Source organism: Glutamicibacter sp. X7 (assembly GCF_054889245.1).
Window position 1 is genome coordinate 939,697 of record NZ_CM142678.1, and the last position, 13,431, is coordinate 953,127.

Sequence of the window (13,431 nt, forward strand, 5' to 3'; positions counted from 1 at the left end):
AATTGCTCGGCAAGTGCCTTGGGGTAATTCGCGCTCCTGAAGTTACGCCGCAGCGCGGGAGCACTTTCGGATCGTGCCGCCAAAATCCATCCTCACCAGTGGATACGAAAACTGTCGCGATCGCTGCGGGTGCGGCTGGCGAGATATACATTTTTCACGCGACGCTGGCAGACTATGAGCATCATGACTGAGTTGCAGAATACCGGGGCGACGGCCCCGGACTTGTGTATCGAATTGGCCAAGCCGGATGACTACGCCGCCGTCGGTGACTTAGTGGCGCGCTCCTACCTCGCCGCCGGGTATTTTGATGACCCGCAGCATGCGTATCTCGATGTGGTGCGACAAGTAGCCGATCGTGCCACCCACTGCGAGGTATTCGTGGCCCGGCAGCAGGGGCATGTGGTGGGCACGATGACCCTGATTCGTTACGGTAGCCGCTACGCGGATATTGCTCGACCCGGAGAGCTCGAGATCCGGATGCTGGCGGTGGACCCCCAGATTCAGCGAGCCGGTGTGGGGCGCTTACTGGTGCGAGCCACCATTGAGCGAGCCCGCAAACTGCACGATGTCGATACCGTCTCACTGACCACCGGTGCCGATTGGCTGGGGGCACGGGCGCTCTACGAACGCCTAGGCTTCACGCACCGACAGGAACGAGACTGGACGGTACCGGGCACGCAGGTCCATCTGGTGGTCTACACGCTCAAGGTGTAACGACGTCAGCCATTTTCTGCTCAAGTCACAGCGGGGTAGTTTTCCTCGCCTCGGATTGTCTGTAGACATTCACTTCCTTAGACTAAGGCCATGCGCCGACTTTCACGCAGCGTCCTGACGCTTTCCGTATCCGCCTTGGTGGCCAGCTCTCTCGTCTCCTGTTCGGCCAAGACGCCAGATCCGGCACCGGCCGCCGAAGCGCTGGCCTCCGCACTGTCCTCGGGAGACTTTAGCCAGGTGCCGCTACTGGCCACCGACGCAGCCGAGGCGAAGGAAGCGCTTGAACACGCTTACGGGCCGATGAAGAAAATGCCGCACAGTCACAGCATCGGGCAGGTCGCCGCAGATGAAGACAAAGGCGAGGGCCCACCAACCGCCACCGCTACGGTCCACACCGTGTGGGATGTCGACGCAACCGATAAGGATCTGGCCTATGACACCACGGCAATCTTCGAATACGATGACGCGGCCGAGCAGTGGAAGCTACGCTTCGATACCGAGTTGCTCGCCCCGGACCTGAGCGACGGAGAGTATCTGGCCGCGGTCGGCACAGCGGCCGAACGCGGGTCGATTATCGGCGCCGGGGGCGAGAAGCTCGTCAAGCCGCGCCCCGTGGTGCGCATCGGCATCGACAAAACTCGCGCCGAATCGGACCAGTGGGAAAATTCGGCGCGCAAGCTTGCCAAACTCGTAGAGATCGATGCCGACACCTACGCGCAAAAGGTCCTGGCCGCCGGCGACAAGGCGTGGGTCCAGGCCATCGTGCTACGCGACGACGACAAGCGCGAAGCCACCGACGCCAAGGTGCATGCGATCGCCGGAGCCGTGGCCACCAAGGACGAACTGCCCTTGGCGCCGACTCGCGATTTCGCCCGGGATATTTTGGGTACCGTCGGGCAGGCTACCGCCGAACTCATCGAGAAGTCGGACGGGCGGCTCGCGGCGGGGGACCAGACCGGAATTTCTGGGCTGCAGTACTCCTATGACAAGACCTTGGCCGGTACCAAGGGGATCACCATCTCCCGGTACGACGCCAAACATCAGAAGCAGGAAGAACTATTCTCCAAGGAGCCGGTGGCCGGCGAGGATTTGGAGATTACCCTCGACGCCAAAATTCAGGGCGTTGCGGAGAAGCTGGTGGCAAAGACCGATTCCACCAGTGCCCTAGTCGTGCTGCGTCCCTCGGACGGTGCCATTCTCTCCGCGGCCTCGGGTCCTGCCGACAATCCGCAAAACACCGCCTTGACTTCACGCTACGCCCCGGGCTCCACCTTCAAGATTGTCAGTGCCCTGGCCATGTTGCGTGAGGGGAAGACCCCGAAGAGTACGGTGCAGTGTCCCGCGACGTTGAGCGTGGACGGACGAGAATTCAAGAACTTCGACGGGTATCCCTCCGCGCAACTGGGCAGTATTCCGCTCTCCGAGGCCATCGCCCAGTCGTGCAACACCGTCTTCCTTGCCGCCGGTGAGCAAGTCGGGGGCAAGCAACTTGCCGAAGCTGCCGCCGCCCTTGGACTCACCGGGGAAGATGGGACCGGAGCCGGCGCCTTTCTCGGCGAGGTACCCAGCGATTCGACGGGTACCGAACGGGCAGCAAATATGATCGGGCAGGGCGTCGTGCAGGCGTCGCCGCTGGGCATGGCTACGGTAGCCGCGTCGGTGGCCGCCGCGCACACCGTCCAACCGGTGCTGGTCACTTCTCCGGAACCTAAGAAGCCAGAGGCCGCAACCAGTGAACTGAGCGCCGAGGAAGCTAAAGACCTGTCCTCAATGATGGCCCAGGTCGTCGACCATGGCACGCTCACGCTCCTGAAAGATGTGCCCGGTCCAAAGGTGATCGGTAAGAGCGGAACCGCCGAATACGACAGCGAGCGAAACGCCCATGCCTGGACCATCGCGGTTCAGGGCGACCTGGCCGTCGCGGCCTTCGTCGAGGATGGCGAAGGCGGGTCACACACCGCCGGTCCCTTGGTGCGCGACCTGCTGACGGCGATCAACAAGTAGATAAGGAGGCCTGCATGGGCACCATCTATCAGACCACCATGACGCCAAGTAAGAACGAATTGCTCACGCGGTGGCTCCCGCAGCAGGACTTCTACCGCGGGCAGGGACAGCCTCAGCTGGTGGACGCTGGAGGGTTCCGTCTCGAGGATCCCGCCGGAAAGGTCGGACTGGAGTTCCGGATTATGGCGGATCGGCGACCAGAGAGTGAATCGATCTACGCGCTACCCATGAGCTACCGGGAAGCACCCTTGGATGGGGCCGAGGCGTCACTGATCGGTACCTCCGAACACGGCGTGCTCGGTACCCGCTACATCTACGATGCGGCCGGCGACCCGCTCTGGCATCGGGTTGTGGCCGACCTTGTCGCCGGTCGGTGTGTGCCGCAGCATCAGCAGGAGTCGGACACCGAGGAACCGCGAGTGCGGTTGGTCTCGGTGTCCGGAACCGAGCGTACGGGGCAGATTTGCCGTGTGCTGAGCTCGGCACCGATTACCGGAGCCTATGTGGAGGGGTTCTGGTACGACGCGTCGGGTCGCGAGCGGCGCGGGGCGCTACTCAGTCTGAGCTAAACCCGCGAAGTAGTCGCTGGAGAGCATGCTGAGGCTCAACATGTCGTAAAAACGCCCATTGCGGAATATCGACTCGCGCTCGGTTCCCTCATGAACGAAACCAGCCTTCAAATACGCGCGCACGGCGCGGCGGTTGTATGCGTGTACCTTCACGCCCACTCGGTGCAGGCCCAGTTCTCGAAAGCCGTAGCCTAAGATCAGGGCCAGCGCTTTCGGGCCGTAGCCGCGGCCGGTGAATTCTGGTCCGATGAGGATTGAACACTCTGCCGCACGGTGCATGAAGTTCGCGCCGTACAGGGTGATATGACCGATCAACTGACTGTTCTGCGCCGTGACGATGCTAAACCCGCAATTGGCGTCGCCGGGCCGATTCACGCTCCAGTCGGCGAACATCTCGGTTACCGGACGTTCGGGGCGCGGCTTGACCGTGCGCTGCTGCAAGACCGCCCATTCGGGATCATTCCACCAAGCGGCCAGCAGTGGCAGGTCCTGCTCCTGCAGTTCACGCAAGGTCACCACCGAATCACTGAGCAAGGTGCGCCCGAAGTCCTGTGCCATTTCCGTGTCCGTGAAACGATTGATCCTCATGATCCGATCCTGTCATATCGCGCCGGTGACCCAACGGTGCACCGCCGGGTTCCATGAGTGCCGGTGCCACCGTTATGCAGCTTCCAACCGCACCACAGGGAACTGTGTCCAACGGATCGGCCGCCCGCAGCCCGCCGATCGGGTCGAATCGGGCCGTACGGGCTAGACTTATAGCTGAAACCAACCGCCCACTTTCAGGGAGATATATGTCTGCCATCAGCCGTGAGGACCTCGTGCATCTGGCACGTTTGGCCCACATCGAGATGGGCGACGCAGAGCTGGATAAGATGACCGGCGAACTCGGCGTGATCGTCGATGCCATCGCATCTGTCAGCGAAGTCGCCTCCTCCGATATCCCAGCCACCAGCCACCCGATTCCGCTGAATAACGTGTTCCGTGAGGACGTGGTGGGGCAGACGCTGAGCATCGACGAGGTCCTGCTCAACGCTCCGGATTCGGACTCGGACCGCTTCAAGGTCCCGGCAATTTTGGATGGGGAGTAATCCATGAGCGAGCTGATTCACCTTTCCGCCAGCGAACTGGCCACCAAGCTGCACTCCGGTGAAGTCACCAGCGTGCAGGCCGTGCAGGCCCACCTGGACCGCATCGCCGAAGTCGACGGTGCCATCAACGCCTTCTTGCATGTCAACGCCGAGGAAGCGCTCGCCGTAGCCGCCGAGGTCGATGCCATTCGCACCGCCGGGGGAGAAGCCGCCCAGGCCCTGCACCCGTTGGCCGGTGTGCCGATCGCGATCAAGGACTTGATCGTGACCAAGGGGCAGCCGACCACCGCCGCCTCGAAAATGCTCGAGGGCTGGATGAGCCCCTATGACGCGACCGTGATCGAAAAGATCCGAGCCGCGAAGCTGCCCATGCTCGGCAAGACCAACCTTGACGAGTTCGCCATGGGTTCCTCCACCGAGCACTCCGCCTTTGGCGTGACCCGCAACCCATGGGACCTGAACCGCATCCCGGGTGGCTCCGGTGGTGGCTCGGCCGCTGCCGTGGCAGCCTTCGAAGCTCCGCTGGCATTGGGCACCGACACCGGTGGGTCGATCCGTCAGCCCGGTGCGGTCACTGGCACCGTGGGCGTGAAGCCCACTTATGGCGCGGTGTCCCGTTACGGGGCGATCGCCATGGCCTCCTCGCTGGATCAGATCGGCCCGGTCTCCCGCACCGTGCTCGACTCGGCGCTGCTGCAGGAACTCATCGGCGGGCATGACCCGAAGGACTCCACCTCGCTGCCCAATACCCTCGACGGTCTCGTAGCCGCCGCGGTGGAAGGCACCGCGGGGGATCTGACCGGCGTGCGCGTGGGCATCATCGAAGAACTGCAGGGCGAGGGCTATGAGCCAGGCGTTCAGGCACGCTTCGAGGAATCCCTCGAACTGCTCAAGGCCGCCGGCGCAGAGATCGTTCAGGTCTCCTGCCCGAACTTCAAGTACGCACTGGGTGCCTACTACCTGATCATGCCCTCGGAGGTTTCCTCCAACCTGGCCAAGTTTGACGGCGTGCGCTACGGCAACCGTGTGCTGCCCGAGGAAGGCCCAATGACCATCGAGCGCGTCATGGGTGCTACCCGTGCCGCCGGCTTCGGTGACGAAGTCAAGCGCCGTATCATCCTGGGTACCTACGCCCTGTCGGCCGGCTACTACGATGCCTACTACGGGTCGGCCCAGAAGGTGCGCACCTTGATTCAGCGTGACTTCGACGCCGCCTTCGAGGCCGCCGACGTGCTGATCTCCCCAACCGCGCCGACCGTGGCCTTCGAACTCGGTTCGAAGACCGACGTTCCGCTGGCCATGTACCTGAACGATGTGGCCACCATACCGGCCAACCTCGCTGGCGTTCCGGGCATCACGGTGCCCGGCGGTCTGTCCGAGGGGCTGCCGGTGGGCATCCAGTTCCTGGCGCCGGCCTACGAGGACAAGCGCCTCTACAAGGTCGGTGCCGCGCTGGAGACCCTGCTGGAACAGCGCAGCGGTCACAGCTTCATTTCGCAGGCGCCGTCCATCGACGCCGCCACGATCGGGCAGAAGGGCTAGGGCTTTCTTCAATGGCTAACTACACCGATGAATTGGTCGATTTCGACGTAGCACTGGAAAAGTACGATCCGGTGCTGGGCTTTGAGGTCCACGTCGAACTGAACACCAAAACCAAAATGTTCTCCGATGCGCCCAACGCCTTCGGCGACGCTCCGAACACCAACGTGACCCCGGTCGACCTGGGGTTGCCCGGTGTCTTGCCGACGGTCAACAAGACCGCCGTGGAGTACTCCATCCTGATCGGCCTGGCGCTGAACTGCCAGATCGCCGAGAAGTGCGGTTTTGCCCGGAAGAACTACTTCTACCCGGACACCCCGAAGAACTTCCAGACCTCGCAGTACGATGACCCGATCGCCCACGACGGCTACCTGGACATCGAGCTCGAGGACGGGGAAGTTTTCCGAGTCGAGATCGAACGTGCCCACATGGAAGAAGACGCCGGCAAGCTGACCCACATGGGTGGCGCCGCGGGTCGTATTCAGGGGGCCGACTACTCGCTGGTGGACTACAACCGTGCCGGTGTGCCGCTGGTTGAGATCGTCACCAAGCCGATCGTCGGGGCCGGTAAGCGTGCCCCGGAACTGGCTCGTGCTTATGTGGCGGCCATCCGCGAGATCGTGAAGAATCTGGGTGTCTCGGATGCCAAGATGGAACGCGGCAACGTGCGCTGCGATGCCAACGTTTCGCTCATGCCCAAGGGCTCGGAGAAGTTCGGTACCCGTACCGAAACCAAGAACGTGAACTCCTTGCGCGCCGTCGAGCATGCCGTGCGTTTCGAGATCGAACGTCACGCCGCCGTGTTGGAGTCCGGGCAGAGCATTCTGCAGGAAACCCGTCACTGGCACGAGGACACCCGTTCCACGACCTCGGGTCGCCCGAAGTCGGACGCCGATGACTACCGTTACTTCCCGGAGCCGGATCTGGTCCCGATCGTCACCACCGCCGAGTGGATCGAGGAACTGCGCGCCCGGTTGCCGGAACCACCGTCCGAGCGCCGCAAGCGTCTGAAGGCCGAGTGGGGTTACGCGGATAAGGAATTCCGTGACGTGGTCAACGCCGGTGTTCTCGACGAGATCGAGGCGACCATCGCCGCCGGTGCTTCGGCCGCGGTAGCCCGCAAATGGTGGATGGGCGAAATTGCCCGCCTGGCCAAGGCAGCGGATAAGGAGATCGCCGATCTCGGCGTCACCCCGCAGACCATCGTGGAGCTGGACTCGCTGATCAACGCGAAGAAGATCAACGACAAGATCGCCCGTCAGGTTCTCGAATACGTGCTCGCCGGAGAAGGTATTCCGAGCGAAATCGTCGAGAAGCGTTCGCTGGCCGTGGTGAACGACGAGGGCGCGCTTGGCAAGGCCGTGGACGATGCCATCGCCGCCATGCCGGACGTGGTCGAGAAGATCAAGGGCGGCAAGTTGCAGGCCATCGGCGCCCTGATGGGCCCGGTCATGAAGGCAACCCGTGGACAGGCCGACGCCGGTCGCGTACGCGAAATCGTCATGGAGAAGCTGGGTCTCTAGCACTCAGCCGAACCGGCAACGGCCCGCACCATCCCGATTCTCGGGGGCAGGTTCTAGTGGTCGTTGCAACACCGGCGGTCTAGGCTACCGATAATAATTCATGCAGACGCTCGGCTGGAGTCTTCCAGTCGAGCGTTTTGCGTGGACGCCCATTGAGCAACTCAGCTACCTGCTTCAAATCCTGCGGACCATACTTGCTCAAATCAGCACCTTTGGGAAAATACTGGCGCAACAACCCGTTCGTGTTCTCATTCGATCCACGCTGCCACGGACTATGTGGATCACAGAAATACACGTCCATGTCCGTCGCCGCGCTAAACGATTTATGCAATGCCATCTCAATACCTTGATCCCAGGTTAGAGATCCGCGTAACGCGTCAGGCAACGTCGCCATCGTCGCGATCAGCCCGTCACGCACGGTTTCTGCGGTATGGTCCCCGGGCAAGTGCACCAGCATCACAAACCGGGTGCTGCGCTCCACCAGCGTGCCAATCGCTGATTGGTTCCCCGCCCCCATAATCAAGTCGCCTTCCCAATGCCCCGGCACGGCACGATCCTCAACCTCAGCAGGGCGTTCACTGATATTGATCATCGGGTCGCGAAAACGTGGCCGGCGCTCATCAATCTTCTTCTGCGGCTTACGCCGTGCCCGTCCGGAACGTAGTGCTTGAGCGATTTCTCGTTTTAACCCACCACGGGCTTGCAGATAGATAGATTGATACACCGTTTCCTGGCACACTCGCATCTCCAAATCATCAGGGTGATCAGCTGCCATGCGGGAGCAGACTTGTTCCGGTGACCACCCTAGACCCAAACCATGAGCAACGTAATCACGTAATGCTCCGGAGCGGGCAAGCCTGGCTTGCTTCGGTCGTGCTCTGCGGTACGCAGCTTGGCGGTGTGCCGGGTGAGGGTAGTAATCACCGTTTACTGTGCAATTTCGCCTCAGTTCCCTGCTGATGGTGGACGGCGAACGGTGAAGCTTCTGCGCGATCTGACGTATCGAGTGTCCAGCAATGCTGAGCGCATAGATTTCCTCACGTTCCATCATGGACAGGAAGCGCGGATTAATCTGCTGCTCCAACGCCAGGATGCTGGGATTCGCTGTGTTCTGCTGCCGGCCTGACGGGGCAGTGTGGGTGATCATTCCACTGTTATAGTCCACGACTCGGCCATCTGGATAGAACCGCTTGTCGCCGCTCCTACGGATGCCGTTGTCCCAGTCTCCAGCGGTTCTGATGTTGGCTCTGACATGCTCGGCGGCTTCCCGACGACTCATGCCTTGCTTGCGTAGGCGCAGGAACTGTTCACGCTTGCCCGCGTGGGGATTCGGGACTTTCAGTCCTGCTTTGGCGACCCATTGATAGCACGTAAACCGTGGAATGTTGGTCTCTCGGGCCGCGGTGGTGACGTTCTGATACTTCTGAAACGCAGTAAAGAACGCGTCTTTCTGTTCTTGGGTGTATCGAGTTTTGGGCTTTCCGAGAGCGCTAGAGGGGGTTGTTCGAGACGATGTCCAGCCCATTGTTTTGGCGAGTTGATAGGCCGTGGGTAGCGAGACGTTGATGGCCTGGGCCGCATCTTTGACACGCTGAGTTTGCTTCAGCACCTCATAGAAGCGCTGTTTCTCGTGCTCTGTGATTCTTGCTCTTGTGGATCGTTCAGGGGTGGTAGGTAATGACTCTTGGGTTAAATAAGGTAATGACTCTTGGGTTAAATGAGGCACGGTCGTTGCAACTCCTGATTGTTCAGGGTGTTGCAACGACCGTTAGAACCCGCCGGGTTGGTACGGGCCGTTCGTTATGTCCAGGCGGCATGCGCCGGATCAATCGCCCATGAGGTGACGAGGTGTCTTAGCGAGCACCCGTCGTGCAGGGCAAGCCGTTCGCGGAGTCCGCAGGTGGGGATTGAGCGTCCAGGGCGAATGCGGCGGAACGTGCGGCACGGATCCCCGATTCGAGGGCACCGTCGATGAATCCGCCCCAACCGTCGGCGAGATCCGATCCGGCGAGACGGATACGGCCTTCGGTCCTCTGCAGTTCGGCAAGTGACTGCGAGAGAAACCCGGTTCGGTGCATTGACCAGGTCGAACGCGAGTAGGCGTCGTCGACCCAGTCATGGCCGGCAACCTCGATGACCTCCAACTCCGGGACGAGCCGATTAAGGGCAGCCTGTGCGCCGGCGACATCCTGGACGTCGATCGCGGAGGCATCGGGGCCAAAGCAAACCAGCGTGGTGGAATCCTCATCCAGGTACTCGGCCTGTGCGAAGTTCAATGGCGCATCCTCACCTGCGAAGGCTATGAACCGCTCCTGCCGTCCCTTGACCTTGATCCAGAGTTTGGCGCCTCGACCGGCGTGGCCGGAGGTCGAAGCGGCCACTTTACCTGCCGAAAGCTCGGGGTGGATGTCGATATCGCCGAGTACATGCAGGGGGACTGCCAGGATGAGTTCACGGGCGGTGAAGGTGTGGCCGTTGGCGGTGCGCACCGTGACCGACTCAGAGTCATGGTGAATTGAGTCCACGGCGTGCTCAAGGCGGATATCAGCGGTTGAATCCGCGGCGATCGCCTCGGCCAGACGGTGAGTGCCGCCAGCGATCTTAAACGTCGAGCACGTTTCAAACATGAGCCGCCAGGAGCCGCTCGCCGCCGCACACCAGCGCAGGGCCTGCGTGTATGCGGCGTCATCCAGCCGACCATTGAAATTCAACGCCCAGAACGAGCGCAACAGCAGGCGACGGTCCTCGGGCAGATCGAGCCGGTCTATGACCTCCGACAGCGTGAGTGCATCGACGTCCTTGACCCTGGCATCAGCGAGTGGCTGCCAGGGCAACGGAAAGTACTTCCTGGCGTCGGCGAGCAGCGCTTGGTTTGGTGCGTCGAGCAGGTCGAGGATTTCGTCCGCATGACCTGTTTGACGTTGCCCGCCGATGTTCCAAAAGGCCTTGGTGAATTCGGGTCCCGCGACAGGTTCTATGCCGTATCGGCCCATTTCGGACCACACGTAAGGCTGGCTCCAATGCACCCAGGTACCGCCGAGCTCCAGTTGCCGGCCCATGCGTTCGCTCGTGTGGGTGCGTCCGGCGATGCGGTCGCGGGCCTCAAGAACGATGACCCGGTGGCCACGGTGCGTGAGTTCGCGAGCCGCGACAAGTCCGGCGAATCCAGCCCCCACGATGATGACGTCAGTGTTTTCCATGGTGCATCCTTAGCTGTAAACGAAGAACTCGACGGTTGGCTCGAGGACGGTCCACCGCGTCATCGCCCCTTTGGAAAGCGAGGCCATGGTGCCGCCGGTCATCTCGTGCGTCGGGCCACCGGCCACCTCGATGCGCAGATGTCCGGAGACGATGTAGATGGTTTCGTCCTCCTCGATCGGTAAATCGAAGGGGTCGGGTGCTTCATCCGGCGTGATGTGCCAGATACCCGCGGAGAGCGCCTGATTGCCATTGTCGCCTGGCCTGCGAAGCCATTGAACTGTGCCGACAGCAAATGGCTCGGCGGCTGATCGATCATGTTGTGCATAGAAGACGTGTGACATGGTTTTCCTTGATTTGAGGGGAACGTGACAGCGCGTCACGGGCTGACTGGGGGCTCGGATTCACTGGGAAGTCGCGGTTCATGCAGAAGGGGTAAGCGATCTTGGAATCGCCGACGGATGACGAATAGGACGAGAGACAGCAGAAGGATTCCGACCCCGATGGTTAGTTCCGCGGTGCCGCCGTAGCCTGATATCTTCGCGGAGGAGGCACCGATGATCAGCACTGCGCCCCCGTAAACACTTAGGACGACGGCTACCGGGACTGCCCAGTTTCCCAGCTTGAAAGTGCGTGGAGCATCGGGTCTGTCCTTGCGCAAGATCAGGAATCCGGAGACGGCAAGGAGGATCGCCAGCAGATAACCGATATTCGCCGCCACCAGGATCGCAATGGGGTTTGATACGAAGATCACCAGCAAGACGTTCATGACAACGGCGGCTACGATGGCCCGGGCAGGAACCTGATGGCGATTGAGCACTTCAAGCTGGCGGGGGACCAACCCGTCTATGGCCGCACCGTAAAGCGCGCGGGAACCATCGGCCATGCTGGCATTTACGCCCATCAGAAGCGCGCCGATGGTGATGATCAGCGCAATATCGCCGGCGAGGCCGGTGGGTAGCACGGTGGCGAATCCGTTGACGAACACGGAGCTCGGGTCCGCGGCGGCGTCGGCGTGGGACACGATGCCGCCGATTCCCAGTGGAACAAGGGCGAACATTATGAACGTGAAGGCCCCGGAGCTGGATAGGGCGCGGCGGGCGTCTTTGGCGCTACGGTATTCGGGGGTGAAAGCGGCGCACATTTCGGTGCCATAAGCGGTCCAGCCCACCAAATACAGCCAGACTGCAGCATCTTGCCAGCCGCCCCAGTGATCGGCTCCTGGCTGGCCAAGACCCCACGTGATATTGGAGGCGTCCCACTGGCCGCTTGCCAGTGGAGCAATGACGAAGGTCAGCAACGGCACCAACAACAGGATCCCAAGGACCTTGTTGACCCAGGCAGCCGGTTGGGCACCAAATAGGTTGGGCACCATCAGCACCAGGATGAAGGCGATGCCTATCAGCTGGCCCGCACCGAGTTGCACCACACCGAGATCCAACGGCTCCACAGCATTGGGGAGCCACCGGTGCTGGACGATGGTGCCGGCGGTGAGGCTGACCACCGAAATCACGGCTGACCAGCCAAACCAGTAGCCGAAGGCAGCCAACGCCCCGGCCGGGGCGAATCGTTCCTTCCATGCTTCGTGCGCATAAACCGGGACACCACCTGGTTTATCTGGAAACATCGAGGCCATCTCCGCGAAGAGGTGGTTCTGCAACCAGCCGATCCCGGCAGCCAGCGCCCAGATGAACAAGGCGGACAACGCGCCGATCGCAGCCATGGTGGGGCCGAAAGAGACGAACAGGCCTCCGGATACAGCCATGGCCAAGGCAAAAGCGTCCTGCCATCGCAGGGTTCGATGCATCGGCTGTGGTACTTCAGGAAATTGTTCTGAGTTAGCCACGGGACTGCCTTTCAGGGTCAGAGTTTGGCGAGGTCCTGCGGGTATTCGGTGGTGTTTAACACCGATAGCCGAGAATTGAAGGGGAGCGAGACGACGCCGGCGGCAGAGTGATCCCATCCGAACATGCGCCCAATTGAGCGTTGTTCTCGCAGGTCAACGAGCAGAACGGCCTCGACCGCCATGACCTTTTCGGTCCAGAAGAAGATGAATACGTCCTCGGCGACCTCCCACGCCATGCAGCGGTCGGTATCTGCCAGCCCGGCTTCACCGCCGCGCAGGCAGTGCCACGTGAAGGTTCCCGAGTTCAGGTAGATGTGTTCGTATGTTTCGCTGTCGCTGTAACGGTAGAAAACCCTTTTTCCGACAAGGCCGGACGAACGTTCCCGTTGAATTGGCTGCCCGTCAATGCTGGTATGGCTAAAGTCGGTGACACTGCGGACATTTCCGTCGATGGTCACTAAACGAGAAATTCCGGAAGTTATGATTCCGCTGGTTCGATCCAGAACTATGGTCACGTTCTCGGTGTCCAGCCCGGTACCGCGCAGGAAATTGATGATGAACAGACCCGCGCGCGCCTCGATGGCCTTGTATGGTGCGGTGCCCTGCGTGCTGCCGGGGTTCCCGGTAGAAGACCATGCCACGGTTTCGCCGTCGAGGAATGTGTATACGGTGTCATGCTCGTCACCGGGCATGAGGATGGTCGAATCGCTCAAGGCCGTGGTGGCAGACAGAGTTTGTTCTCCGAACCCGTCAAGCATGACTGAGATTGCCGGCCAGTCGGTTTCGGGGACGAAGTCTTGGGAATTTGGAATGGACATTATCGAGTAGCTCTTCCGTGCTGGGGATACCCACAAGCCGGTGTGGCGTAGGTCATGCTTAAGAACTATACACTTGTCTAGTTCTTGGTCAAGGGTCAAATTCGAGGGTGAAGTTCACCGGTCGGGGTG

At 61.2% G+C, this 13,431-nt stretch carries 12 protein-coding genes; 6 read left to right on the forward strand and 6 right to left on the reverse strand.

The annotated features are described in order from the left end of the window. Positions 1 to 183: 183 nt before the first annotated feature. The 3 genes from ACYU0X_RS04620 (at position 184) to ACYU0X_RS04630 (ending at position 3,287) form a co-directional block, all read left to right on the forward strand. Entirely contained in the window at positions 184 to 714 is a 531-nt protein-coding gene (locus ACYU0X_RS04620; protein WP_461902243.1) for a GNAT family N-acetyltransferase, read from the forward strand. A 90-nt stretch (positions 715 to 804) separates the two neighbouring features. After that, positions 805 to 2,718 (forward strand): penicillin-binding transpeptidase domain-containing protein, encoded by a 1,914-nt coding sequence (locus tag ACYU0X_RS04625; RefSeq protein WP_461902244.1) that lies wholly within the window; start codon positions 805 to 807, stop codon positions 2,716 to 2,718. 14 nt (positions 2,719 to 2,732) lie between these two features. Continuing rightward, positions 2,733 to 3,287 carry a maltokinase N-terminal cap-like domain-containing protein gene (locus tag ACYU0X_RS04630; RefSeq protein ID WP_461902245.1) on the forward strand — a complete coding sequence of 185 codons (555 nt, stop codon included), beginning with the start codon at positions 2,733 to 2,735 and terminating at the stop codon, positions 3,285 to 3,287. On the opposite strand, the gene ACYU0X_RS04635 is transcribed toward ACYU0X_RS04630, so the two are convergent. Then, entirely contained in the window at positions 3,270 to 3,875 is a 606-nt protein-coding gene (locus tag ACYU0X_RS04635) for a GNAT family N-acetyltransferase (protein ID WP_461902246.1), read from the reverse strand. The two genes, ACYU0X_RS04630 and ACYU0X_RS04635, sit on opposite strands and share 18 nt — an antisense overlap. A 206-nt stretch (positions 3,876 to 4,081) precedes the next feature. Here ACYU0X_RS04635 and gatC point away from each other — a divergent pair, with 206 nt between their 5' ends. Genes gatC through gatB form a run of 3 tightly spaced genes read left to right on the forward strand, consistent with a single transcriptional unit; the run spans position 4,082 to position 7,440 of the window. Beyond that, entirely contained in the window at positions 4,082 to 4,378 is a 297-nt protein-coding gene (gene gatC, locus ACYU0X_RS04640) for an Asp-tRNA(Asn)/Glu-tRNA(Gln) amidotransferase subunit GatC (protein WP_309408360.1), read from the forward strand. 3 nt (positions 4,379 to 4,381) lie between these two features. Beyond that, on the forward strand, positions 4,382 to 5,920 hold the full coding sequence (gene gatA, locus ACYU0X_RS04645) for an Asp-tRNA(Asn)/Glu-tRNA(Gln) amidotransferase subunit GatA (RefSeq protein WP_461902247.1): 1,539 nt from the start codon (positions 4,382 to 4,384) through the stop codon (positions 5,918 to 5,920). Between the two features lie 11 nt (positions 5,921 to 5,931). After that, positions 5,932 to 7,440: an Asp-tRNA(Asn)/Glu-tRNA(Gln) amidotransferase subunit GatB gene (gatB, locus tag ACYU0X_RS04650; RefSeq protein ID WP_461902248.1), complete on the forward strand. Its 1,509-nt coding sequence runs from the start codon at positions 5,932 to 5,934 to the stop codon at positions 7,438 to 7,440. A 79-nt stretch (positions 7,441 to 7,519) separates the two neighbouring features. Here the strand turns inward: gatB and ACYU0X_RS04655 are convergent, their stop codons facing one another. The 5 genes from ACYU0X_RS04655 to ACYU0X_RS04675 form a co-directional block, all read right to left on the reverse strand. Beyond that, positions 7,520 to 8,719 (reverse strand): IS30 family transposase, encoded by a 1,200-nt coding sequence (locus ACYU0X_RS04655; protein ID WP_461902777.1) that lies wholly within the window; start codon positions 8,717 to 8,719, stop codon positions 7,520 to 7,522. 574 nt (positions 8,720 to 9,293) lie between these two features. Continuing rightward, a complete protein-coding gene (locus tag ACYU0X_RS04660) occupies positions 9,294 to 10,640 on the reverse strand; it encodes a flavin monoamine oxidase family protein (RefSeq protein WP_461902249.1) in 1,347 nt (448 codons plus the stop codon). A 9-nt stretch (positions 10,641 to 10,649) separates the two neighbouring features. Beyond that, positions 10,650 to 10,982, reverse strand: coding sequence for a cupin domain-containing protein (locus tag ACYU0X_RS04665; protein ID WP_461902250.1), 333 nt, complete (start codon positions 10,980 to 10,982; stop codon positions 10,650 to 10,652). Between the two features lie 35 nt (positions 10,983 to 11,017). Beyond that, positions 11,018 to 12,484, reverse strand: a complete 1,467-nt coding sequence (locus ACYU0X_RS04670) for an APC family permease (RefSeq protein ID WP_461902251.1) — start codon at positions 12,482 to 12,484, stop codon at positions 11,018 to 11,020. Positions 12,485 to 12,501: 17 nt separating this feature from the next. After that, positions 12,502 to 13,302, reverse strand: a complete 801-nt coding sequence (locus tag ACYU0X_RS04675) for a MoaF C-terminal domain-containing protein (protein WP_461902252.1) — start codon at positions 13,300 to 13,302, stop codon at positions 12,502 to 12,504. Positions 13,303 to 13,431: the final 129 nt, after the last annotated feature.